The organism is Psychrobacter sp. (genome assembly GCF_049295055.1).
GTDB lineage: Bacteria > Pseudomonadota > Gammaproteobacteria > Pseudomonadales > Moraxellaceae > Psychrobacter.
In genome coordinates this window covers 1-24,418 of the sequence record NZ_JBAQQF010000038.1, presented here as the reverse complement: position 1 = coordinate 24,418, position 24,418 = coordinate 1, and the positions used below count along the sequence as shown (strand labels likewise).

The 24,418-nt window shown below is 42.3% G+C and carries 19 protein-coding genes; 16 read left to right on the top strand and 3 right to left on the bottom strand.

Features of this window, described 5'->3' with window-relative positions:
• Positions 1-169: 169 nt before the first annotated feature.
• Complete coding sequence (locus WAZ74_RS05445) at positions 170-571, bottom strand: DUF1971 domain-containing protein (protein ID WP_422306600.1); 402 nt, start codon at positions 569-571, stop codon at positions 170-172.
• Between the two features lie 344 nt (positions 572-915).
• Here WAZ74_RS05445 and WAZ74_RS05440 point away from each other — a divergent pair, with 344 nt between their 5' ends.
• Complete coding sequence (locus tag WAZ74_RS05440) at positions 916-2,391, top strand: MFS transporter (protein WP_422306598.1); 1,476 nt, start codon at positions 916-918, stop codon at positions 2,389-2,391.
• A 145-nt stretch (positions 2,392-2,536) separates the two neighbouring features.
• Here the strand turns inward: WAZ74_RS05440 and narL are convergent, their stop codons facing one another.
• Both narL and WAZ74_RS05430 read right to left on the bottom strand, forming a co-directional pair.
• Positions 2,537-3,196, bottom strand: a complete 660-nt coding sequence (gene narL / locus WAZ74_RS05435; RefSeq protein ID WP_422306596.1) for a two-component system response regulator NarL — start codon at positions 3,194-3,196, stop codon at positions 2,537-2,539.
• 102 nt (positions 3,197-3,298) lie between these two features.
• Complete coding sequence (locus tag WAZ74_RS05430; RefSeq protein WP_422306594.1) at positions 3,299-5,407, bottom strand: histidine kinase; 2,109 nt, start codon at positions 5,405-5,407, stop codon at positions 3,299-3,301.
• 368 nt (positions 5,408-5,775) lie between these two features.
• On the opposite strand from WAZ74_RS05430, the gene WAZ74_RS05425 reads away from it, so the two are divergent.
• The 15 genes from WAZ74_RS05425 (at position 5,776) to modA (ending at position 24,157) form a co-directional block, all read left to right on the top strand.
• On the top strand, positions 5,776-7,155 hold the full coding sequence (locus WAZ74_RS05425; RefSeq protein WP_422306592.1) for a NarK family nitrate/nitrite MFS transporter: 1,380 nt from the start codon (positions 5,776-5,778) through the stop codon (positions 7,153-7,155).
• A gap of 338 nt (positions 7,156-7,493) precedes the next feature.
• Positions 7,494-11,252, top strand: a complete 3,759-nt coding sequence (locus WAZ74_RS05420) for a nitrate reductase subunit alpha (RefSeq protein ID WP_422306590.1) — start codon at positions 7,494-7,496, stop codon at positions 11,250-11,252.
• 105 nt (positions 11,253-11,357) lie between these two features.
• Positions 11,358-12,896, top strand: coding sequence for a nitrate reductase subunit beta (gene narH, locus WAZ74_RS05415; protein ID WP_422306588.1), 1,539 nt, complete (start codon positions 11,358-11,360; stop codon positions 12,894-12,896).
• Between the two features lie 58 nt (positions 12,897-12,954).
• Entirely contained in the window at positions 12,955-13,746 is a 792-nt protein-coding gene (gene narJ / locus WAZ74_RS05410; RefSeq protein WP_422306622.1) for a nitrate reductase molybdenum cofactor assembly chaperone, read from the top strand.
• A 14-nt stretch (positions 13,747-13,760) separates the two neighbouring features.
• Positions 13,761-14,486: a respiratory nitrate reductase subunit gamma gene (narI, locus tag WAZ74_RS05405; protein ID WP_422306586.1), complete on the top strand. Its 726-nt coding sequence runs from the start codon at positions 13,761-13,763 to the stop codon at positions 14,484-14,486.
• A gap of 233 nt (positions 14,487-14,719) precedes the next feature.
• Positions 14,720-15,919 carry a globin domain-containing protein gene (locus tag WAZ74_RS05400; RefSeq protein ID WP_422306584.1) on the top strand — a complete coding sequence of 400 codons (1,200 nt, stop codon included), beginning with the start codon at positions 14,720-14,722 and terminating at the stop codon, positions 15,917-15,919.
• Between the two features lie 280 nt (positions 15,920-16,199).
• Positions 16,200-17,336 carry a peptidylprolyl isomerase gene (locus WAZ74_RS05395; protein WP_422306582.1) on the top strand — a complete coding sequence of 379 codons (1,137 nt, stop codon included), beginning with the start codon at positions 16,200-16,202 and terminating at the stop codon, positions 17,334-17,336.
• A gap of 119 nt (positions 17,337-17,455) precedes the next feature.
• Entirely contained in the window at positions 17,456-18,751 is a 1,296-nt protein-coding gene (glp, locus tag WAZ74_RS05390) for a gephyrin-like molybdotransferase Glp (RefSeq protein WP_422306580.1), read from the top strand.
• A gap of 280 nt (positions 18,752-19,031) precedes the next feature.
• Entirely contained in the window at positions 19,032-20,135 is a 1,104-nt protein-coding gene (moaA, locus tag WAZ74_RS05385; RefSeq protein WP_422306578.1) for a GTP 3',8-cyclase MoaA, read from the top strand.
• Positions 20,136-20,202: 67 nt separating this feature from the next.
• Positions 20,203-20,733 (top strand): molybdenum cofactor biosynthesis protein B, encoded by a 531-nt coding sequence (gene moaB / locus WAZ74_RS05380; RefSeq protein ID WP_422306576.1) that lies wholly within the window; start codon positions 20,203-20,205, stop codon positions 20,731-20,733.
• The gene (mobA, locus tag WAZ74_RS05375; protein ID WP_422306574.1) at positions 20,734-21,489 is read left to right on the top strand and encodes a molybdenum cofactor guanylyltransferase; all 756 of its coding nucleotides are present in this window, start codon (positions 20,734-20,736) and stop codon (positions 21,487-21,489) included.
• Positions 21,490-21,516: 27 nt separating this feature from the next.
• Positions 21,517-22,083, top strand: a complete 567-nt coding sequence (moaC, locus tag WAZ74_RS05370; RefSeq protein WP_422306572.1) for a cyclic pyranopterin monophosphate synthase MoaC — start codon at positions 21,517-21,519, stop codon at positions 22,081-22,083.
• A gap of 60 nt (positions 22,084-22,143) precedes the next feature.
• On the top strand, positions 22,144-22,434 hold the full coding sequence (locus WAZ74_RS05365; RefSeq protein WP_422306570.1) for a MoaD/ThiS family protein: 291 nt from the start codon (positions 22,144-22,146) through the stop codon (positions 22,432-22,434).
• A gap of 64 nt (positions 22,435-22,498) precedes the next feature.
• Entirely contained in the window at positions 22,499-22,990 is a 492-nt protein-coding gene (locus WAZ74_RS05360) for a molybdenum cofactor biosynthesis protein MoaE (protein WP_422306568.1), read from the top strand.
• Positions 22,991-23,239: 249 nt separating this feature from the next.
• Positions 23,240-24,157, top strand: a complete 918-nt coding sequence (modA, locus tag WAZ74_RS05355) for a molybdate ABC transporter substrate-binding protein (protein WP_422306566.1) — start codon at positions 23,240-23,242, stop codon at positions 24,155-24,157.
• Positions 24,158-24,418: the final 261 nt, after the last annotated feature.

Genomic DNA, 24,418 nt, shown 5'->3' with positions numbered 1-24,418 from the left:
GAAATATTATAACATTCATTTAATATGAATGTTAAGGATCATTTCTATTTATTATTATCATTCCTATAAACTCCAGCGTTCACTATTGGCGAAAAAGCCACCTATTGAGGTAGCTTTTTTGCCAATGAATACTTAAAAATCAAAATTTTATTTAAACAATAAACACAGATTATGATTCATCTGGTTTATCAAATAACTTCTCAATAGGTTTGGTATGTATCGTTGAGCTATTGAACATGGACTTATTACCGGTATCGCCTTCTGTCCAAAAATTGATATTGAATTGGGCATCATCACTTAACTCTACACGGTGCCAATACTGAGGTGGGCTGACAGCAAACTGCCCTGCTTCGATAACAATCGTTTTTTCTGGTTCAGTCGCCGCTTCATCAGCAAAACCATAAAAAGTCACCGTGCCTTGCATGACACATATTTGCCCGTATACACCTTCCGCCGTATTGTGATGGGTTAGTAAGGCGTTAGGGACTTTATCTTTAGTAAAGAAATGAGTCGAACGTTTTATTTTCCAATGGCTTGGAACGACTGGGTTTGTATTAGTAGCGTCACTCATGATGGCTCCTTGATTGATTGATTTAGATTAAATCTGCTAATCCTAGTGTTATTTATTTTAGTAAATTTTCTCTTTACCTTTCTTAAAACAGAAGATCTTATAAATAAAGGCAAAACGTTAATGATAATAATTATCGTTTGTATAAAATAACATCTTTTAAAACGTTTTGCCACTCTCATATTTTCGGCGATAGATAATAAAGAAAACTGTAAAGTCGCGCTTTACTCCCTATTAAGTAGTAGTGAAAGGCGTACTTATACTGCTTTCGCTCAATAGTTATGTAGCTCCCGTATTGCTATCTTGTGCCCATTATCAGCATCAGAATTTATAATGGGGACATTATTATGCATGCAAAAGAGTTACTTGAGCTTGAACGCCGTGATATAAGGGCACTTCACTATACGTGGATCGCTTTTTTTCTCACCTTTTATGTCTGGTTCAATATGGCGCCGCTCGCAACGTCGATGCTACAGACCGAGAGCTATTTAACCCCTGATCATATTAAGTTATTCTTAATTGCCAACGTCGCTCTGACCATTCCTGGTCGCGTGATTGTTGGTATGGCTTTGGACCGTTTTGGTCCTCGGCGCGTTTTTTCCATACTCATGGTAGTGATGGCGATACCGACTTGGTTCTTCGCTTTTGGTGACTCTGCCATGCAGCTCTTTGTCGCGCGGTTATTTATGTCTATCGTTGGCGCCGGTTTCGTCGTCGGTATCCATATGACCGCCTTATGGTTTAAGCCAAAAGATATTGGCTTTGCCGAAGGCTTCTATGCAGGTTGGGGAAACTTTGGTTCGGCTGCCGCCGCCATTACCATACCTACTGTAGCCTTACAGTTTTTTGGTGGTGACGATGGTTGGCGCTGGGCAATTGCCCTATCTGGTTTGCTGTTAGCTATATACGGCGTGGCTTATTGGTTTTTAATCACTGACGGACCAGAAGTTGGTACCCATAAAAAAGCACGGAAATCAGGCGCTTTAGAAGTATCTACTTGGAAAGACTTGTGGTTATACTGCCTGTTTATTGTTCCTTTATATGGCGTATTGGGATTGCTGGTTTATCGTACGCAAGCGATGAATTTCTTAAGTATGACAGGCGCTATCGTTTGCTATAGCGCAATTATATTGATGGTTGTTTATCAAATCTATAAAGCTATCAGTGTCAATTTACCTATCATTAAAGCCGGTATTCCAGAAGACGATAAATACCCCTTTAAATCCGTCGCTGCGCTTAATGTGAGCTATTTTGCCAACTTCGGCGCAGAGCTAGCGGTGGTTTCCATGCTACCAATGTTCTTTGCCGCGACTTGGAAACTAGATCCGACGGCAGCAGGTTTGATTGCGTCAACATTTGCATTTGTGAATTTATGGGCGCGTCCACTTGGCGGTTACATCTCTGATAAAGTCGGTAATCGTCGTCTGGTGATGTTGGTTTATATGTTTGGTATCGGTATTGGCTTTGTGCTGATGGGCTTGCTGAATGCCGAATGGCCGCTGTTTATCGCCGTGGTATTTACCATTTTATGCTCAGTGTTTGTGCAGGGCGCAGAAGGCGCAACCTTTGGCATTATCCCTTCAATTAAACGTCGTCTAACCGGTCAGATATCAGGAATGACAGGCGCTTATGGTAACGTTGGGGCGGTATTCTACTTATTCATTTATACCTTTGTTGAGCCCAATCAGTTCTTCTATATTATCGCTGTTGGCGCATTGATTGCGTGGATTGTCTGCTATTTCTGGCTAGAAGAGCCTGAAGATGCCTTTGGAGATGATTATAAAATGTCATCCGTCGATCGGCAGATTGCTGCAGAAAGTTAAAATTAAAATTAAAATGCAGATTGCCTGTATGTCTTTCTAAATCTAAAAACCCACTTAGCAAAAGTTAAGTGGGGTTTTTAATGAACAATATCAGTACTTTTATTTTAACGAGGGTTATTTTAAGAGATAGCTATTTAGATAACAGCTACTTAGACAAATGGTTGACCGTCCAAACCGCTGCTTCGACACGCGTCCGTAGACCCGTTTTATTAAGGATATGCTTCACGTGCACTTTCACTGTCGATTCGGCAATATCCAAACTATTGGCAATCATCTTATTACTGAGCCCTTCAGCGATCATTTGAATCACTTGTCGCTCTCGGGTGGTCAGATTGCTGGCGATATCTTCAATACTGGGTGTGCGTAGCGTTTGTGCCAATATAGATGCCAGATTTGGACTAATAACCAGCTCGCCTCTTAATATTTTTCTGATATCAATAATAATCAACTCAGGCTCCATATCTTTTAACAGATAACCGTCAACGCCTAATTTTAAAGCCTCTTGTACGTCTTCACCACTATCAGAAACCGTGAATAAAACTGTCTTGGTACTGATATTTCTGGCTTTGATTTCTCTTAACGTTTCAATACCAGTGAGTACTGGCATTTTATGGTCAAGTATCACCAAATCTACTTCATTATTTTCTAAAAATACTAGCGCCTCTTGACCGTTACTGGCTTCACCAACGACTTTGACATCATCCTCAAGACTTAATAATTCGAATATGCCTCGACGTAACATAGGATGGTCATCCACCAATAATAGCCTAGCTGGCGACGTGCTGGTATAAACTTTAGTACTCATAACATACTCACAAATTAATAAAATGGTACAAGAGTTTCACTACTCAAAAACGATACATTCAAAAACAACAAGCTAATTACTCAAAGCTATTATTTTCTTCGATTATAAATAAGCGTCTTTATTGCTATCTTTATCAAAGAAATTAGGCTCAAATCTGACCGTTATAATAGTGCCGCGTGGTTGGTTATCAGTAACGATTAACTCACCGTCGATATTATGAGCGCGCTCTTTCATAATCATCAAACCATGATGCTGTGTCTGATCGACACTGCCTAGCATTGACATCCCAACCCCATCATCAATAATACGCATCACGATATGTTTATCACCGTCCTCATAACCAAGATGAATCTCTACGTTTTGCGCTTTGGCATGGCGGCTGATATTTGATAGCGCTTCTCTGGCAATTTGAATCAAATCTATCTGCTCGGTGGCACTTAAATTCAGCGTCATAATACGGTTGTGGACTGTCACATTAAAACTGCCTTTTAAAGCAAATTCATTGGCAGCTTCATGCAAGGCTTCATCAAAATTGTTGTTATCAATCGTCAAACGAAAGGTCACTAATAAATCTCTTAACTGATGATAAGCCGAAGCCAGCCCTACCTTTATCTGTTCGATGTTCTGATAGATAGGTGATTCATCTGACTCACTGAGCGTCTTTTTAAGATGCCTTTCTAAGACGCTGACTTGAATCTTCAGATAAGACAACGACTGCGCTAAAGAATCATGTAACTCTCTAGCAATAGTCGAGCGCTCTTCAAACAAGATAAGCTGATGCTCTTGCTGTCTTTGTTTGCGCAGCGATAACGCTGCACTGATTAAACTGGTCAAAGCAACGATTAACTCGTCATTTTGAGCGTCCAATTCAGCACTCGAAAACGAGGAAATACCACCCATCCCCATTCCTGTCTCTATCATATTGATACGCTGTGATGCCGGTATCTCGCTACTATCCTCATCCTCATCCTCATCCTCATCCTCATCCTCATAAGCATCATCATCATCATCATCATCAGAGATAACAGAGCGATTCATCATTAGCATAGACTTTGGACTGACGCGTAATTCACCAAACTCTTCTTGTTGATGAGTAATGGCGTAAGACTTAGTGTGTTCACCATTTTTAATCTCACAGTTATCACAATTAAGCTTTTTGCACAGCTCCTTCATTTTTGCGCCATGTAAAACGATGGCATTTTTATTGGTGATATATTTATTCTGTATACACAAGGTAAATTCTAAATGCGGTAAGGTCTTGCTGAAATCAGCAACTAATTTATCGAGACGATATAAGCTGACTTGGTTGGTGGTAATAGATTTGGAAAAGTCATAAAACAGCGACAGCACGTGGTTGGCTTTTGTCAGATGTTGGGTTTTTATCTGCACCTCACTTTCAAGTGAGCGCTGATACGTCTCAATCGTACTTGCCATCTCATTAAAAGAATTGCCCAGCACTTCAAATTCTCTATAACCCGTTATAGACACTCTGGTATCGTACTGGCCTCTTTTAAATTGATTGTTGGCTCTAATAAGTTGATGAATAGGCATTAGCACTGCTTGATGCAGTCGTCGAATGCCAACCAGCATAATAACGATGGTTAATATCAATGATAATATTTGCAAGTTTTGCTGCCATGTCTGGCGCTGCTCGTTCCTGTACTGCAGCTCGCTAACAAAGCGATTAACATCATCAATATATTTGACTGAAACGCTATAAAACTCCTGCTTATCTTGTCCTAATAATGCAGGCTTTAAATCCTGAAACCATTGAAGTTTTATCTGATTAAGTTGATTACTAATGGGCGCACTTCTGTTAGCACTTGTTAATTGATACTCCTGTAATTCTTCTAGCCGAATTTCCATATCTTCAATAAGGATATCAATCTTTTCAGCGGTATTTTTATTAGAAAAATCTAGTTTACCCTGTTTTTTAACTTGCTTGTCATGAGTAAGATTAAGGCTGTCTTGCCGAATATTTAAACTTGAACTAAAAGGATTGTCATCAGAAAAATCCGTCGCGAGCTGAAAACTCATACGATAGGCTGCCATACGTATCGAGCCTGCCGTATTAATAGCCTCAGCATCTGACTTTGCGACCCAAGCCAACGTACCACTGCCTATCGCTGACATAAAGCATAGGATAGCGATGATAAGGACGGCGCCCCAAGCATGAAGTGATAAAGAGTGTCGTCGCAAGCTATTCATCATTTGTGGCTGTTACCTATTATCAAACTCTATCAATTGCAATCTTAAAGCATACCAACAAGCAAAAATTATACGCGCAAAGCTTATTCTAGACGATAAATTTTTGCCTGCCTTCTACCCCTTTTAGCCATCAGTATACCACTATGTATGAATACTCATAACCGCCATATCACAGTACCGTAAGTCATCATTTGCAACAAATATAGCAAATGATGACTTACGGTACTGTGAATAAATCCGTTAGCGCTATGCCGTCATTGTGCCGTCATTGCTTAAGTTTGGTGACTTATTGTTAGCAATATTAACAGCGACTTAACGTGATAAAAACACCAATTATAACTACGTATAGACGATATTAAGTGAGGAATCGTATGGGCAATCATTACAACTTTAAAGGTGGTAAGCTCATCACTGACTGGCGTCCTGAAGTTGAAGAATTTTGGGAAGGAGGCGGCAAAAAAGTCGCTCGCCGAAATTTATGGATATCTATCCCATCGTTGCTACTAGCGTTTGCAATATGGATGGTATGGAGTGCGGTCATCGTACGCCTGCCGGAGATTGGTTTTGCTTTTGATAGCGAACAGCTATTTTGGCTCGCGGCGCTACCAGGTCTATCAGGGGCGACGCTGCGGATCTTTTATTCTTTTATGGTGCCTATCTTTGGCGGACGACGCTGGACAGCGATATCGACCGCCTCTTTATTAATTCCAGCATTGTGGATGGGATTTGCGGTTCAAAACCCTGATACACCCTTTATGATATTTGCCATTATCGCCCTACTTTGCGGCTTTGGTGGTGGTAACTTTGCGTCATCCATGTCGAATATCTCCTTTTTCTTCCCAAAGTCAGAGCAGGGCACCGCACTTGGGCTAAACGCGGGTCTTGGTAATCTTGGCGTCTCTGTCATGCAGTTCGTCGTGCCGATGATTATTTTGGTAGCAGCCTTTGGTAGCTTGGGCGGCGACCCACAAGTTGCTGCAAGCGGCAAATTGTTTTATCTGCAAAACGCTGGTTTTATTTGGGTACCTTTCATCCTGTTATTTTCGGCATTGGCTTGGTTTGGCATGAATGATATTGCCACTGCAAAAGCCTCTTTTAAAGACCAATCGGTTATTTTCAAACGTAAACATAACTGGATCATGTGTATTCTTTATATGGCGACGTTTGGCTCATTTATTGGTTTTTCCGCAGCGTTTCCGATGTTGATTAAAAACTCATTTCCCGCTATTGATGCGCTCAAATTTGCCTTTTTGGGTCCATTCGTTGGCGCATTATTTCGCCCATTAGGGGGCTGGATATCTGATAAAACCAGCGGTGCAAAAGTCACCTTTTGGAACTATATCGTCATGGTGCTGGCCGTATTGGCAGTGATGTATTTCTTACCGAGCGAGACCAGTGAAGGCAGCTTCGTTGGCTACTTTATCTCCTTTATGGTGTTATTCATTACTACAGGTATCGGTAACGGCTCTACCTTTACCATGATTCCTGTGATTTTCAGAACCTTTCATGATCGCCGTGAGCCTGAAAAAGCCGGTACCGAAGAGTTATTTGTCGAGATACGTAAAGAGTCCGCTGCCGTGGTTGGTTTTACCTCAGCAGTCGCTGCCTATGGCGCTTTCTTTATCCCTAAAATGTTTGGTTCTGGACTGGGTGCTGACGGTACTTTTATTGCCCTAATCATTTTTTATGTTATATGTATTGTGTTGACTTGGTGGTATTACAGCCGTGGCAATGCTGAAATTCCCTGCTAGAACCTCGAATTCTTAAGCTAAAAAACCTCTCTTTACCGTACTACTTACCAGCGTAAGTAGTACTTTTTTTGTTTTAAATTTTTGTGAGCGGCTTTTAGCTCATTAATTGCTATTAATAATTTACGCTTAAGGGTGTTTTTAATCATTTTTTATTTTTGGCAGCTACTACTAAGGTGGTAGTGCTCTGCTCATGTTAGCTAATAGTAAGACAGTGACGGCTTACTTAAAATGACACCATCGAATACTATTTACGGCTTAGGTGCATACGGTTACTCATACAGAACCACCCTGCACTCAGCTTTAGATACACCATAGGCAATAACACAGAGGATAGCGAAATGAGCCATTTACTCGACCAATTCCGTTTTTTTAAACGTAAAAAGGGCGAATTCTCCGATGGGCATGGCGAGACACGCGATGAGTCTCGTGATTGGGAAAATGTGTATCGTAGCCGTTGGCAGTATGACAAAGTGGTGCGTTCAACGCATGGTGTCAACTGTACCGGCTCTTGCTCGTGGAAAATCTATGTCAAAAACGGACTGGTGACGTGGGAGACGCAGCAAACTGACTATCCAGAAACACGCCCAGACTTACCAAACCACGAACCGCGTGGCTGTCCTCGTGGCGCAAGCTACAGCTGGTATATGTACTCTGCCAACCGTGTGAAATATCCTAAAGTTCGTAAGCCATTACTCAAATTATGGCGTGAAGCCAAAGCGCAATACCCTGACCCAGTCGATGCGTGGGGCAGTATCGTCCAAGACCCTATCAAAGCTGAGCAATATAAATCTAAGCGTGGTTTAGGGGGCTTTATCCGCTCAACGTGGAGCGAGGTCAATGAAATTATCGCCGCTAGTAACGTTTATACCGCCAAAACCTTTGGCCCTGACCGTATCGTTGGCTTCTCTCCAATTCCTGCGATGTCGATGGTCAGTTATGCCGCTGGTAGTCGTTACCTATCGTTAATTGGTGGTGTTTGCTTATCATTTTATGATTGGTACTGTGACTTGCCACCAGCTTCGCCGATGGTTTGGGGCGAGCAGACTGACGTACCAGAATCAGCCGATTGGTACAACTCTGACTATATTATTGCGTGGGGCTCAAACGTTCCGCAAACGCGTACGCCTGATGCGCATTTCTTTACCGAAGTTCGTTATAAAGGCACCAAGACAGTCTCAATTACCCCTGACTATGCAGAAGTCTCTAAACTTACTGACTTATGGCTAAATCCAAAACAGGGTACTGATGCGGCAGTCGCGCAAGCATTTTGCCATGTCATTATCAAAGAGTTTTATCTCAAGCAGCCAAGTGATTACTTCTTGGATTACGCCAAACGCTACACCGATTTACCCGTTCTAGTCATGCTAGAAGGTGAAGAAGGCGCACGCCATGCTGGTCGCTATCTGCGTGCTTCTGACTTAATTGATAACTTAGGGCAAGAAAACAACCCAGAATGGAAAACAATTGGTCTAAATAGTGACGGTGAACTGGTTTCTCCACTTGGTTCAATCGGTTATCGCTGGGGCGAAAAAGGTAAATGGAACCTTGAGCAAAAAAATGGTACGACAGGCGCAGATATTGACTTGACGTTAACCTTAAAAGACAGCAATGAAACCTGCCTAGTCGGCTTTGATTACTTTGGTCATGTTGAACACCCACATTTTGCTTCAGTACCAGGCGAAGCCATACAACAAAAAACCGTTCCTTGTAAAACAATCACCCTTGCCGATGGTACAACCGCTATCGTCGCCACTGTATTTGATTTAACGGTTGCTAACCTTGGTGTGGATAATGGTGTCGGCGGCGAGCATGTTACTGATGACTATAACGACGCTACTGTACCAGGCACGCCTGCTTGGCAAGAAGTGATTACGGGGCTAAGCCGTGAACGCGTCATCCAAGTAGCTCGTGAGTTCGCAGAAAACGCCCATAAAACCCATGGTAAATCGATGATCATCATCGGTGCTGGTATGAATCACTGGTATCACCTCGATATGAACTATCGCGGCGTGATCAATATGCTCATGCTTTGTGGCTGTATCGGTAAATCGGGTGGCGGCTGGGCGCATTATGTTGGTCAAGAAAAACTGCGTCCACAAACAGGCTGGTTGCCATTGGCATTTGCACTCGACTGGATGCGTCCGCCACGCCAAATGGCAGGTACTAGCTTTTTCTATGCGCACAGCTCACAGTGGCGTCATGAAACTATTTCTGCCCATGAAATACTATCGCCACTCGTCAATAAAAAATTCTTCCCTGAGCATATGCTTGATTACAACATTCAAGCAGAGCGCGCAGGCTGGCTTCCATCTGCCCCGCAATTAAACTGCAACCCACTGACTATCGCGGCTAAAGCCAAAGCAAGTGGTAAAGACGTGAAGGATTATGTCGTCGATTCTCTTGAAGATGGCAGCATCCGCTTTGCTTGTGAATCACCTGACAACCCAGACAACTTCCCACGCAACATGTTTATCTGGCGCTCAAACCTCTTGGGCTCATCAGGTAAAGGTCATGAATATATGCTCAAGTACTTCTTGGGTACCAAAAATGGCTTGCTCAATGAAGAAAATGCAGCAGGTCAACTGCAGCCAAAAGAAGTCGATTGGGTAGAAAAAGGCCCTACTGGTAAATTGGACTTGGTTGTCACGTTAGACTTCCGTATGTCGTCTACCTGCATGTATTCAGATATCGTACTACCAACGGCAACATGGTATGAAAAAGATGACATGAATACCTCAGACATGCATCCCTTTATCCATCCTTTAACCGCCGCAACCGACCCTGCTTGGGAATCTAAAACAGATTGGGAAATCTATAAAGGCATTGCCAAGAGCTTCTCTGAAATATCAAAAGGCCATTTGGGCGTTGAAACCGATGTCGTCACCTTGCCAATGCAACATGATACCCCGGGCGAGCTAGCACAACCATTCGGTGGCACTGACTGGAAAACGGCTGGCGAAAAACCAGTACCCGGTAAAAACTGTCCGATGATTTTGACCGTTGAGCGTGATTATCCAAATACTTACAAGAAATTTACTTCTATGGGCCCTGCCCTAGAGAAACTAGGTAACGGATCAAAAGGCTTGAACTGGGATATGAAAACCGAGGTCAAACAACTTGGTGATTTAAATCATAGAGTTACTGAGCCGGGTATCTCTGAAGGTCGACCAAGTCTTAACACTGCCGTTAATGCTTCTGAAATGATTTTGATGCTCGCACCTGAAACCAATGGTCATGTGGCGGTAAAAGGTTGGGAAGCATTGTCTGAGTTTACCGGACGCGAGCATGCCCATCTTGCCAAATCTAGCGAACATGAAAAAATTCGTTTTAAAGATATCGTCGCACAACCGCGTAAAATCATCTCAAGCCCGACATGGTCAGGCATTGAGTCGGACGAAGTGAGTTATAACGCCGGTTATACCAACGTTCATGAGCTGATTCCTTGGCGTACGCTGACTGGTCGTCAACAGTTTTACCAAGACCATCCTTGGATGCAAGCATTTGGTGAGCAAATGCAGCAGTATCGTCCACCAATCGATACCAAAACTACGGCGATGGTTAAAGATGCCAAGCCAAACGGTAATAAAGAGATTGTACTGAACTTCTTAACGCCGCACCAAAAATGGGGTATCCACAGTACCTACTCTGAAAACTTATTGATGCTGACGCTGAGTCGCGGTGGACCTTGTGTTTGGATGTCAGAAGTTGATGCGGCAAAAGCCGGTATCGTCGATAACGACTGGATTGAGCTGTTTAACGCCAACGGCGCGCTTACCGCTCGTGCCATCGTCAGCCAACGGGTCAAAGAAGGCATGACCATGATGTATCACGCACAAGAAAAACTGGTCAATATTCCAGGTTCTGAGCAAACCGGTACGCGTGGTGGTATTCATAACTCAATGACTCGTACTATTTTGAAACCGACGCATATGATTGGCAGCTATGCTCAGCAATCTTATGGCTTTAACTACTATGGCACCGTGGGTTGTAACCGTGATGAGTTTGTCGTGATTCGTAAAATGTCAAAAATTGACTGGCTAGAGGATAAGCCAGATAACGAATTACCGCGTCCATTACCAACCACCATTGAGGATTAAAGCGTTTTCTTCTATTGAAAATAGGTCGTTTTAAAATATGCTTTTTAAAACGACCTCAATAAAGAATAAAGAGCTGCTTTTTCTACTAATATTTGGAGCACATCAATGAAAATTCGTTCGCAAGTCGGCATGGTGCTTAACCTTGATAAATGTATCGGTTGTCACACCTGCTCAGTCACCTGTAAAAACGTCTGGACCAGCCGTGAAGGTATGGAATACGCCTGGTTTAACAACGTTGAATCAAAACCTGGTATTGGCTATCCCAAAGAGTGGGAAAACCAAACCAAATGGAAAGGCGGTTGGATACGTAATGCCAATGGCACGATCAATCCACGCATCGGTGGCAAATTCAGAGTATTAGCAAATATCTTTGCCAACCCTGATTTGCCAGAAATTGATGATTATTACGAACCGTTTGATTTTGATTATCAGCATCTGCATACCGCGCCTATCAGCACCCATCAGCCTATCGCCCGCCCGCGTTCAGCCATCACTGGCAAGCGTATGCAAAAGATTGAATGGGGTCCTAACTGGGAAGAGATTCTAGGTACAGAGTTTGAAAAACGTCGTAAAGATAAAAACTTTGACAACATTCAAGCGGATATCTATGGCGAGTACGAAAACACCTTCATGATGTATTTGCCGCGTCTGTGCGAGCATTGCTTGAACCCAACGTGCGTCGCAGCGTGCCCTAGTGGCGCTATCTATAAGCGTGAAGAAGACGGTATCGTACTGATTGATCAGGAAAAATGTCGCGGCTGGCGGATGTGTATCTCAGGCTGCCCGTATAAAAAGATTTATTACAATTGGAAATCCGGTAAATCAGAAAAATGTATTTTCTGTTATCCGCGTATTGAAGCGGGCTTACCAACGGTTTGTTCGGAAACCTGTGTCGGTCGTATCCGCTATTTAGGTGTCTTGCTATATGACGCTGACAAAATCGCCGAAGCGGCTAGTACGCCAAACGAGAAAGACATTTATCCAGCACAATTGGATTTATTCTTAGATCCTAACGACCCTGAAGTTATTGCTCAAGCGTTAAAAGACGGTGTACCGCAGTCAGTGATTGATTCTGCGCAGCGCTCACCAGTATATAAGCTTGCCGTAGATTGGAAGCTTGCGCTACCACTACACCCTGAATATCGTACGCTACCAATGGTTTGGTATGTACCGCCATTATCACCGATTCAAAACGCTGCTGAAGCGGGCAAAGTCGGTATGGATGGTCTGATTCCAGATGTCGACAGCTTACGTATTCCGCTACGTTATTTAGCCAATCTCTTGACCGCAGGTGATGAAGAGCCTGTACGTTTGGCGCTAAAACGTCTGCTTGCGATGCGTAGCTACAAGCGTATGCAACTGGTCGAAAAGCAAGAAGTTCAAAGCATCTTAGATGATGTAGGTCTAACCAAGCTACAAGTTGAAGAGATGTATCGCTATCTCGCTATCGCCAACTACGAAGATCGTTTTGTGATTCCAACTGCCCATCGCGAAGAAGCGTTGAGTGATGCTTTTGCTGAGCGTGGCGGCTGTGGCTTTACCTTTGGTGAAGGCTGTTCAGGCACTTCTGATAATAGTATGTTCGGACAACGCAAAACCAATCGTCGTGATTTCATTGATACTGTTCAAAAGTGGGAGTCGTAAGATGCAAACTACTCAAGTTCATACCAGCAGTTCAGTGAATGACATTATTGAGACGCCGATGATTGGCGCATCAGACTTGAAGCTCCTCAAAGTATTAAGCTTACTGATAGATTATCCCAGTAACGAGCTATTTACTGGCGATACCTTGGCTGACTGTACAGAGATTGTTGCTAGATCAACCATTATTAGCCCTGAAGTACGGACGCAAATCATTGATTTGATTGAAGACTTAATCGATACCGGCTCGCTTGAAGCACAAGCACGTTATGACGGGCTGTTTGAGCGCGGTCGTTCATTGTCGCTATGGTTGTTTGAGCATGTACATGGTGAGTCGCGCGATCGCGGTCAAGCCATGGTTGATTTGATGGGTCAGTATGAAGAAGCTGGCTTTGAGATTAGCGTAAAAGAGCTGCCTGATTATCTGCCTTTATATCTAGAATTTTTGGCGTATCAAGCAACAGTTATCGACGATGATATTCAAATTCGTATGGATATCGCCGATGTCAGCCACATCATTGCATTGCTTGCTGCCCGACTCGAACACCGCGGCAGTATGTATAAAGGCTGCTTTAATGCGCTATTGCAGATTGCTGGTAAGCCTCTTGATATGGTCGAAGAGTATCAAGAAAAAATCAGTAAAGAGAAGCCTGATGACAGTTTTGAAGCATTAGATAAAGAATGGGAAGAAGAAGTAGTTACGTTTTTGGATGCGCAACAAGAAGAGCGTTGCTCCTCACAGACCAGCACTCAAAGTCTGGCGGCAAAAGCTGGCGTTAGAGCCAATCCACATGCTGTCGACGCCCCTGTGCACTGGGTAGACTTTAAAACCAATACAACGGTTAAACAATAATAAGGAGAAAGGACATGAATATTGCAGATCCTGGTGTACAGTCTTTAGCCAATCTAAGTTGGCTACAAATCTTTCTTTTTGGCGTTTATCCTTATATAGCATTAACCATCGCTATCATTGGCACTTGGGTACGTTTTGATTTATCTCAGTATTCGTGGAAGACCGGTTCATCACAAATGCTAAGAACCAAAAATATGCGTCTTGCCAGCAACTTATTCCACGTTGGTATTATCGTGGTATTACTTGGGCATTTATTCGGTATGTTGACGCCGCATTTCCTCTATGACCGATTTATTAGCGCCGGTCATAAGCAGATTTTAGCGGTAGTCGTCGGCGGTATTGCAGGGGTATTCTGCTGGTTCGGTTTGGTCATGCTGATGTGGCGGCGCTTCACTGATGATCGTATCTCAAACACCTCATCATTTTCAGACAAACTGATACTGGTGCTGTTATTTATTCAGCTTAATTTAGGTCTAATATCCATCTTTACCTCAGTTAAACATCTAGATGGCTTTACCATGATGAATTTAGCAGGCTGGGCACAAGATATTACTATTTTAAGACCTTGGCAAGCCGCCGCTCGTATCGAGCAGACCGACTTGATTTATCAGCTACACATGGCGCTGGGCATCACGCTCATTATGATTTTCCCGTTCACGCGGCTCATTCATATTATTAGTGCCCCAGTATGGTATTTAGGTCGCCGTTATCAAATTGTGCGACAGAAAGGTTCGCAATAGAAATAAGCACAATAGTGAAACAGCATTGATGTTTAAACAGGAATACGATACCATAAGATTCATTTTTAATGAATCTTATGGAAACAGCTTGATTATTTGACTACTGAACGCTTAATCCTGCACCCAGTTGCAGCGTTCATTACAGTTTAAATATCTAATGACTGTTACCAAGTTCATTTTATGAGCTTCAATCCCTAAACTTATCAATGTGAATATTCACTAAAGGAACCACAATGGCTTCAGCACAAACATTAGAAATCGTCAAAGCAACGGTACCAGTACTTGAAGAGCACGGCACCGCGATTACTACTGTGTTTTATAAAAATATGTTTAATGGGCATCCTGAACTACTCGATATTTTTAATGAAACCAATCAAAAACTCGGTCGTCAGCAGACTGCATTGGCAATGACGGTTTTAGCAGCGGCCAAACATTTGGAAAACTTAGCGACTTTATTGCCGCAAGTCACACAAATCAGCCATAAGCATCGCGCCTTACAAATTTTGCCAGAGCACTACCCTATCGTTGGCACCCATTTAATTGGTGCCATTAAAGAAGTGCTGGGTGAAGCCGCTAATGACGACATTATCAATGCTTGGACTGAAGCTTATGACGAGATTGCCTCAGTATTTATCCAAGTCGAACACGGTATGTACGAGCAGGAAATGTGGCAAGGTTTTGCACCCTTTAAAATAACTGAAAAAGTAGAAGCCGCCACTGATATCGCCGCCTTTACAGTCGTTCCAGTAAACGCTGATTCAGCAAACAACAAGCCTATCGACCTAAGCAAGCTTAAACTAAGCGCTGGTCAATATATCACTGTAAAGACAGACCCAACCGACAGCGACCATATTGCCCTACGTCATTATTCTTTATTCTCAGCGAATAGCGATAAAGGCATCCAATTTGCGGTCAGACGTGATAACCGTAATGAGCATAATGGCTTAGTCTCTAATTATTTGCATGATCAACTGGCCGTTGGTGATACGGTTCTATTGTCTGCACCCGCAGGCGATTTTGAGCTTACCCAAGATTTGGTCGAACAAAATGACATGCCATTAGTCTTGGTTAGTGCAGGCGTTGGCGTAACACCGATTTTATCGATGTTAGAAGCACAAGTCGCTGCCAATCCAAAGCGTCCTATCGTTTGGGTTTATGCTTGCCAAAACCAAGAGCATCATGCCTTTAACAATAAAGTAAATGCACTATTAGAAACTGCTGAAAACGTAGAAAAACACATTTTTTACTTTGAGTCTGGACAAATTCTTGATGAAGCGTGGCTTGCCAACTTACCTAAGCCCGCCGATATTTATGTCTGTGGTTCTATGCCATTTATGGAAAGCATTATCGATGCGCTAGTAAGCTTAGACCATGGCGTCGATAGCGTTCATTACGAACCATTTGGTCCTAAAATGAGCCTAGAGCTGGCTTAATATTATCAATTTGATAAAACGTTGAGGATGATAAACAAGCTCAATACTTTATTAAAGATAATAGAAAATAAGTCAGACACCGTCGTAGAGCAGCTTTTAAACAATTTATTCAATAGCAGACAATTTATTATGTATTTATAAATTGTCTGTCTATCAATTTATTTAAAGGCGGCTCTATTTTTTTATTATTTTTATTTAGTGTTTGACCTAAAATTTTAATCGTCTCTTACGATTCCTATTATCAGAAACCTTTTATCAAAAACTTTAGCGGAGCAAAGCCATGACTGTCAGTACCTACAATCCAGCCGACCATACGACGACTAATAACGTAAGTAACAACGCAAACAATAGCGTTAGTAGCGACACTCATACTGGCCATGCCTCTACTGATGACTTGCACAGCGGTCATGATTGTGGTCATGACCACAGCCACGATCACAGCCACGATCACAGCCATGAACACAATCATCATCACCATGAGCATAGTCATGACCATGGCGATGATATCGTTCATCTTATGCCAACCTTGACGGATTTACAAAAACCACATTCTGATCAAGAGTTCATCGACAAAGCAATGGCTGAAGAGCGCAGCAATCATAAAAACCTCATCGCTTCTAGCCGTGATGAATTGCCTTCAGTGACGGTTAATGGCGTGATGATAGATAGAATCAATATCGCTCAAGAGCTGCAATATCACCCAGCAGAAAATAAAGAAGACGCGGTATTTTTAGCGACGCAGGCATTGGTGGTACGTGAACTCCTTAGATTGGCGGTTTTGGATGAGCCAAAACTTGGTGAAGCAGCATGGGAAAATGACGAAGAGCAAGCCATCTCAAGCTTGATAGATAAAAATGTCCAAGCGACCATGCCTGATATGGCAACCTGTGAGCGTTATTATAAGCAAAATATTACCGACTATATGACCGATCCGATTATGACCGTGCGCCATATTTTATTGGCGTGTTTACCAGAAGATGGCGACGAGCGATTAAAGCTCAAAAAGACCGCTTACGAATTTATTGAGCAAATCAAAAACAACGCCAATCCTAATTCGGAGTTTATCCAAGTGGCACGCCAGCATTCTGCTTGTCCTTCAAAAGAGCAAGATGGTGAATTGGGTGTGATTAACAAAGGACAGACCGTACCAGAATTTGAAAGTGTGTTATTTAAGTTGGACGCAGGACTTGCGCCAAGCCCTATCGAGAGCAGATATGGTTTTCACGTGGTTGATGTGATAAATAAAGAGCCTGGGATACAGATGACCTATGATCAAGTCAGCCCTGCTATTCATAATAAGCTGAGCCAGCAAGCGTTCCATCAATCATTATGCGATTATCTGTTTACGCTAGCGAATGAAGCAGACATCGAAGGTATCGAGATGATGCTTGAGCAAGAGAATATATTCCGCGGCTAATTAATACGCTGTTCAATACGCTGTCGGTCACGACATTGTTATGGTATAAAGTAACTCATATGATATAAGCTATCTCTTATACAATATAAAAGTTACCTCAATAAAATAAGTAGGGATTTATGATTACGGTTGAAGGCCTCATCTCCGAAATAAAACAGCGCGTAGACACTTATAACCATAATGACTATCCGCTACCTAACAGACAAATCAATACTTACGATTTATTAGACAGCCGTAATCAGATATTGGCTGAAGATATCGCCTCGCCCTTTGCCATACCGAGACAAAATCTATCCGCGATGGATGGTTATGCGATTGCAAAAGACAGTAAGCTCTCAGCAGATACTGTGATTGATATCATCGGCGAATCACAAGCTGGCAGTCCTTACGATGGTGATATCGAGGCAGGACAAGGGATACGTATCTTTACCGGTGCGGTCGTCCCTAATAGCTGTGATACGGTCATCATGCAAGAAAACACCAACTTTGCCGCGATTAGAGATAGCATTGATAAGTCACAGCCTTATCCCATTATCCTTAGCCAAGACGCCAAACGTGATGATAATATTCGCAAACAAGGCGAAGAGATTGAAACTGGTGAAACTGTTTTACTCAAAGGTAAACGATTAAACCCTACTGATATCAGTTTATTGGCGAATTTAGGTGTCGATAAAGTTGATGTCTATCAACCTTTAATCGTTGGTGTGCTCGCGACTGGCGATGAGCTCGTAGCGATTGGTAATAAGCTTGAAAGCTTGGCACAAATCTATAATTCCAATACCCCGACACTCAAAAGCCTATTATCTGACTTACCCGTAGATATTCGTGATTATGGCATCATTGCTGATGATTTAGACAAAACCACTGAAGCCGTTACCAAAGCGATGCAAGAGTGTGACGTCCTCATCTCTACTGCTGGCGTATCAGTCGGTGATTATGACTTTTTAACTACCGTTATTGAGCAATTGGGAAAAATCAATCACTATAAAGTGGCGATGAAGCCCGGCAAACCTTTCGTATTTGGTGAGCTGACTCAAAACCTTGCCAAGCCAGTATTGTATTTTGGCTTACCCGGCAATCCATTATCGACGGTCGTCGGCACCTTGCAGTTTGTGATTCCAGCATTGTGGCAAATGGCAGGCGCTGCTATACAAGACCGACCCATGCAGTTGATACTAAGCGCAACGCTTGAAAATGATATTAAAAAATCAGCGGGTCGTACGGACTTTCAAAGAGGGATTCTGTCACAAAATGAAGCTGGTCATTTTCAAGTTGAAAGCTTCTCCAAACAGCAATCGCACCGTATCAAACAGCTTAGCCACGCTAACTGTTTTATTGTATTGGCTCAGGATTCTGGCAACCTATCGGCTGGTGAAAACGTACAGGTTCAACCCTTCCCTTGGTTGAATCACTGATAGTTACATAACTGAGAATTGCGTCATTGATAGTTACATAACTGAAAACGGCATTGTTTATAGCTAAACAATTAATAACTATTTATGCCATTAGCCGTGAGAAATTTATTACCTTCTACCATTTAGCTTCTACTACTTTAGTGGTAGTTTTTGGATAACTTACGGTTAATTGTTATTTGCTTGCAATCTGTCATAATAGTATTTAAATAGAACTTCTCACTCACAACCTGAGGCAACGCCTAAAAGTACACAATATAATTAATATTAATGGTAATCATCTATGAACCATCTTGCCCCCAATGTAGGAAATGCTCAACTGTATTCACCTGCTGCTGCACCCGCTATTTTTGATGGTCACTCATCATCGAAAGTCGCCATCTCGTCTATGCATTCTCCTACTACGCTCTCTCAGCCATTAACAGATGGTTTCGCACGACGTCTAACCTATTTGCGTTTATCCATTACAGACTTCTGTAATTTTCGCTGTGAGTATTGCCTGCCAGATGGCTATCAAGGTAAACCACCACAGAACGAAATAAGTGTCGCTGAAATTGCTACTTTAATCCGCGGTTTTGCCCAAGTAGGTACCAAAAAAGTCAGAATTACTGGCGGTGAGCCTTCTATACGCCGTGATGTCGTAGACATTATTAAAACTATCAAAAACACCGAAGGTATCGAAACGGTTGCCATGACCAGTAATGGTTATAAACTTGGCAAGCATTTGGCGGGTTGGCACGCTGCTGGACTGAACCAAATTAATATCAGTATGGACAGCTTTGATGCTGCTACTTTTTATAAGATGACCGGCTTTGATATGCTGCCGCAATTACTGGCTGATATGGATCAGTTACTAGCGACCACGGATATTAAGTTGAAAATAAATAGTATTTTAATGGCTGAAACTGCCTTTGAAAATCTGATGAATGCTATCGATTATGTAAAAAACAGACCTGTCACTTATCGATTTATTGAATTTATGCAGACCAGTGATAATAGCGATTTGTTTTTTGCTCAGCATGCGCAATCCGACATCATTACCAATTATTTGATAAAACACGGCTGGCAAACCCATGTACGTGGCAGCAACGATGGCCCAGCGATAGAATATAGCCATCCTGATTATCAAGGGCGCATCGGTATGATTGCCCCTTATGCGGCACATTTTTGTGACAGCTGTAATCGCCTACGTGTTAGCAGTCAGGGCAAAGTACATCTGTGTTTATTTGACCAAGGTAATTACGACATTCGTAAGCACCTAGAGCAAGATGATGTCGCAGGATTGGTCAGTACGTTGCACAGCTTTATGCCAATTAAACCCGAACACCATCATCTCCATGATTCGAATAGTGGCATGATGAATAACTTGTCGATGATTGGTGGATAGAATCAACCATATACTAATAATCAAATTTCTCATTTTTTATAACAAGCGTATTTATTAAGGATTATTCATGAGTAAGCTGCAAGCCCCCTTTACCCCGCTTAACATCGCCATCTTAACAGTTTCTGACAGTCGTACTCTTGCAGAAGATACCTCAGGGCAGTATTTGGTCGACCAACTGACCGCAGCAGGTCATCAACTGGCTGATCGTCAGCTGATTATCGACGATATTTATAAAATCAGAGCTGTTATCAGTGGCTGGATTGCCGACCCAGATGTGCATACAATTATCACCACTGGCGGTACTGGCTTTTATATCAGAGACAGCATGCCAGAAGCGGTTAACGTATTGTTTGATAAATCAGTTGATGGTTTTGGTGAGATGTTCCGTTTAATCTCAAAAGACGATATCGGTATGTCTACCATACAGTCTCGCGCCGTAGCTGGTATGGCAAATGGTACGGGCATATTCTGCTTACCTGGCTCATCCGGTGCTTGCCGCACTGCTTGGGAAGGTATCTTACAAGAGCAGCTTGATAGCCGTACACGCCCCTGTAATTTTGTCCCACACTTTATGCGTACCAATCCGAGTCACGACTAAATGATTGCGGATGTTGCAAATGTTGTAATCAACTCCAATGCAGATCACTTAAATCGCTTAGCAGGTATTGTTATCTTAGCCGGCGGCGCATCTAAACGTATGGGGTCGCCTAAAGCTGAATTAATCCTGCCGACAAACGAGCGCCTGCTTGACTATCATGTCAGACAGGCGCTTGAATTAAGCACAGCGCTTATGAATAACGTACCTATTATGATTGCGGATAATGGGCGTGGTTTTACTGTCAATCCGGATTTAATCGTTCAGAATCCGCAGGTGCCAATCATTCATATTACTGATTATCTGTCTAGCAACACTCTTTCTGGTAATGATGACGAGCAGATCGAGACAGGTGGCGCATTAGTAGCCATTGAGTCGGCGTTGCAATCTTTAGCAAGTTCGACAGCATTAGGCGAAGCACCAAACGAGCAAGCATCTTGGCTAATGGTCATTAGCTGTGATAGCTTGATTCCTGCCACCGATTTATGGCAAAAGCTAAAGCCTTATATGACACAAGCGACAGATAAATCAGTCATTTGCCTTACAGATGACAGTCATTTATATCCCTTATTAGGTATTTATCGATTAAGTATAGAGCCTGACCTAAAACGCTATATTGATGATGGGCAGCGCCAAGTGATGAAGTTTATTAAGCCTATTGTACAACCTGTGCCATTGCCGAAAAACTGGCAGCATTTGACCAATTTTAATACACCCGAAGATTTCAAACGCGCTTGTATGGCTTTGACTCATCTATAAAAAACAGTTTGAAAAAAGGCGTCACCTATGAGCAGCAATCTCCAAACAAACCATGAATCCACATTGGATAAAGAAGTATTAGCTGAATCAACAGCGACTAAAGCAACAGCGTTTGAATCTAACCTATCGCATCTAGATAGCGACGGCGATATTACGATGGTCGATGTCAGTGGCAAAACGGCTAGCACAAGAGAAGCGCATGCAAGCGGGCAAGTAATTTTCCCCGCAGCGATTTATGAGCAGATCAAAGCGGCTGATGGCATGACTAAAAAAGGTAGCATCACGCAGACCGCTCATATCGCAGGCATTATGGCTGCCAAACGTACCCATGACTTGATTCCACTTTGCCATCCTTTGCCATTAGATAAGATTGGTTTAAGCTTTGTCTACGATGATAATAAAAATAGCATTACCGTTACTGCTACTGTCAAAGTCACTCATAAAACGGGCGTAGAAATGGAAGCACTGACAGCGGTTAGTGTGGCGTGCTTAACCATCTATGATATGACCAAAGCCATCTCACATGACATTGTGATTAATAATATTCATCTGATGAACAAAACAGGCGGCAAATCAGATTATCAGCATGCCTAAGTTAGCATCATTGATACGATACGCATAAAGTTCGGTGATTAACAAATAATGGAGACTGCTATGAGCGCTTTAATCGACGGCAATACAGATACTACAGTGAATAACACGATGAATATCACTGTTTTATACTTCGCAAGCTTGGCTGATGAAGCCAATTGTCATGAAGAAAAAATCAATGTAAAAGAGTCTACGTCATTAACCGATTTGTATGAGCAACTATGCCAAAAACATCGTTTTAGTCGTCCACAATCAGAGCTGCGTGTGGCAGTGAATGACTACTTTGCTAAGTGGACAGATGAAATTGTTGATGGTGATAGCGTTGTTTTCATCACACCAGTAGCTGGCGGTTAATGTAATTAAAATTTTCGTTGATATCGTTATAACGCTCATTAAAAATAATAAATAGAGAAAATAAATGACAGACAATGTACATGGGCAATCGATGAGCATTAAGCGTAGCATCGATGAAGCTTACCTGATTGCTGAACGTGATGGTTTTGCGCTATTAGATATCGATATTGATGAAAGTAGACTTAAAAAAACCCTTGATAATGATAGCTGCGGGGCATTTGTATGCTTTGAGGGGCGCGTCCGCAATCATAATAATGCCAGTAGCGTCAATCGCTTAACTTATTACGGCTACGAAGATCTCGCCATCAATCAAGGTCGCGCCATTATTGAAGAAGCCAAAAAGCGTTTTGAGATTACCCATGCGATTGCCATTCATCGTATCGGAGCGTTAGAGATTGGCGATGTGGCCATTTGGGTTGGCGTCATTTCAGCCCATCGCTACCCCGCCTTTGATGCGTGCCGCTGGATACTAGATACGATAAAAGCCGATATTCCGGTTTGGAAGCAAGAATATTACCAAGATGATTCTTCTAAATGGCTCAGTAACAATGGTTAAATCAAGCAATTAAATGATAAGGGCTAGCTAATAAGCGTTAGGCAACATTAGATAGATAACAAAAGCTAATTCATACAACTAAATAAAGAATCTTTAATCAAACCTTTGATAATAAAAATAATTTTTTCAACCAAAATATTTTGAATCAATTATTAAGCTTCTTAATATAATTAAGTAATATATACTTAAATATTGATACCATTTTATCGACGTTTGTTTTTTTATTTTAATTGTTTGAGGAAATAGAGTATGAAAGCAAAGCCATTAAACGCTCATAAAAAACCAGCTAGCCATCGGTCTTATTTAATACCTGACGGTAAAGTGACGAAATCTATTACCACATTAGGCGCATCTGTTTGTTTGGCATTCACATTAGGTGCTTGCAGTAAAGAAGCCAGTACCGAAGGAGCGCAAGTGGTTAGCGATGACACTGCGCCAACCACACAGCCAACTGAAGCCATTCGCATTGCGGCCGCAGCCAACTTATCTGATGTGTTGCCTGAAATCATCGATAGTTATAAAGCAGATAGAAATCTGCCTAACCAAAAAATTGAAGTCACCTTTGCTTCATCAGGTAAGCTATATTCTCAAATTACCTCAGGTGCGCCTTACGATATATTCCTATCTGCCAACCAAACCTTTCCAGCGCAGTTAGTCGATGAGATGTTTAAAGGTGACACAAGCCACACACCATTTACTTATACTCAAGGTCAGCTATCCATTTATAGTGCCAGCAAACCTGTTAGTGGACTCAACCAAACGACATTGACTGAGCTACTCAAAAGTGATGATAAGAGCAAAATTACCATTGCCAATCCTGAGCTTGCGCCTTATGGTGAATCGGCAAAAGCCTATCTACAATCACAAAACCTCTATGACTCTCTAACGGCGCAAAAACGCATCATCCAAGCTGAGAATATTGGTCAAGCATTCCAATACGCTCATACTGGTAGTGTTGACTATGGTTTTGTCGCTCATTCGCAAGTCACCGCCATTAAAGCCACCCCTGAGCAGTTTTACATCTTACCACCGGAGTCTTATCCTGCTATCTTACAAGACGGCATCGTTATCACTGATGCCGCAACAGCAGCAGATTTCACTGACTATCTGCGCTCTCCTGCAGGACAAGCTTATTTTTCTAAAGCGGGTTATTTAGCGGTTAAATAGTCTGACTGTAAAAAGCCATCTGTATGAAATCGCTATAGAAAGTTATCCTATCAGCTCTAGAATGATATTTATAAATGAAGGCGTGATTGCAATGCGGCTAAAGCTATCGTTGTCAGCGCGCCTTTATAGTATGATGCTATAGTCAAAATATCCTAAAATCGCTACGGTATTGCTGATATCAATTTTTTGTCGCCTCTGTCTGCGCAGGCACAGCAAGCAAGGAAAATTGATATCAGCAGTGTGTGATGTATCGATATTACT

Bases quoted from the DNA above. Each gene is read 5' to 3' on its own strand.
- WAZ74_RS05445 (WP_422306600.1), bottom strand. From the start codon at position 571: ATGAGTGACGCTACTAATACAAACCCAGTCGTTCCAAGCCATTGGAAA.
- WAZ74_RS05395 (WP_422306582.1), top strand. From the start codon at position 16,200: ATGACTGTCAGTACCTACAATCCAGCCGACCATACGACGACTAATAAC.
- narI (WP_422306586.1), top strand. From the start codon at position 13,761: ATGAATATTGCAGATCCTGGTGTACAGTCTTTAGCCAATCTAAGTTGG.
- narH (WP_422306588.1), top strand. From the start codon at position 11,358: ATGAAAATTCGTTCGCAAGTCGGCATGGTGCTTAACCTTGATAAATGT.
- WAZ74_RS05365 (WP_422306570.1), top strand. From the start codon at position 22,144: ATGAGCGCTTTAATCGACGGCAATACAGATACTACAGTGAATAACACG.
- glp (WP_422306580.1), top strand. From the start codon at position 17,456: ATGATTACGGTTGAAGGCCTCATCTCCGAAATAAAACAGCGCGTAGAC.
- narJ (WP_422306622.1), top strand. From the start codon at position 12,955: ATGATTGGCGCATCAGACTTGAAGCTCCTCAAAGTATTAAGCTTACTG.
- WAZ74_RS05430 (WP_422306594.1), bottom strand. From the start codon at position 5,407: ATGATGAATAGCTTGCGACGACACTCTTTATCACTTCATGCTTGGGGC.
- moaB (WP_422306576.1), top strand. From the start codon at position 20,203: ATGAGTAAGCTGCAAGCCCCCTTTACCCCGCTTAACATCGCCATCTTA.
- mobA (WP_422306574.1), top strand. From the start codon at position 20,734: ATGATTGCGGATGTTGCAAATGTTGTAATCAACTCCAATGCAGATCAC.
- modA (WP_422306566.1), top strand. From the start codon at position 23,240: ATGAAAGCAAAGCCATTAAACGCTCATAAAAAACCAGCTAGCCATCGG.
- WAZ74_RS05440 (WP_422306598.1), top strand. From the start codon at position 916: ATGCATGCAAAAGAGTTACTTGAGCTTGAACGCCGTGATATAAGGGCA.
- WAZ74_RS05420 (WP_422306590.1), top strand. From the start codon at position 7,494: ATGAGCCATTTACTCGACCAATTCCGTTTTTTTAAACGTAAAAAGGGC.
- WAZ74_RS05360 (WP_422306568.1), top strand. From the start codon at position 22,499: ATGACAGACAATGTACATGGGCAATCGATGAGCATTAAGCGTAGCATC.
- WAZ74_RS05425 (WP_422306592.1), top strand. From the start codon at position 5,776: ATGGGCAATCATTACAACTTTAAAGGTGGTAAGCTCATCACTGACTGG.
- moaC (WP_422306572.1), top strand. From the start codon at position 21,517: ATGAGCAGCAATCTCCAAACAAACCATGAATCCACATTGGATAAAGAA.
- moaA (WP_422306578.1), top strand. From the start codon at position 19,032: ATGAACCATCTTGCCCCCAATGTAGGAAATGCTCAACTGTATTCACCT.
- narL (WP_422306596.1), bottom strand. From the start codon at position 3,196: ATGAGTACTAAAGTTTATACCAGCACGTCGCCAGCTAGGCTATTATTG.
- WAZ74_RS05400 (WP_422306584.1), top strand. From the start codon at position 14,720: ATGGCTTCAGCACAAACATTAGAAATCGTCAAAGCAACGGTACCAGTA.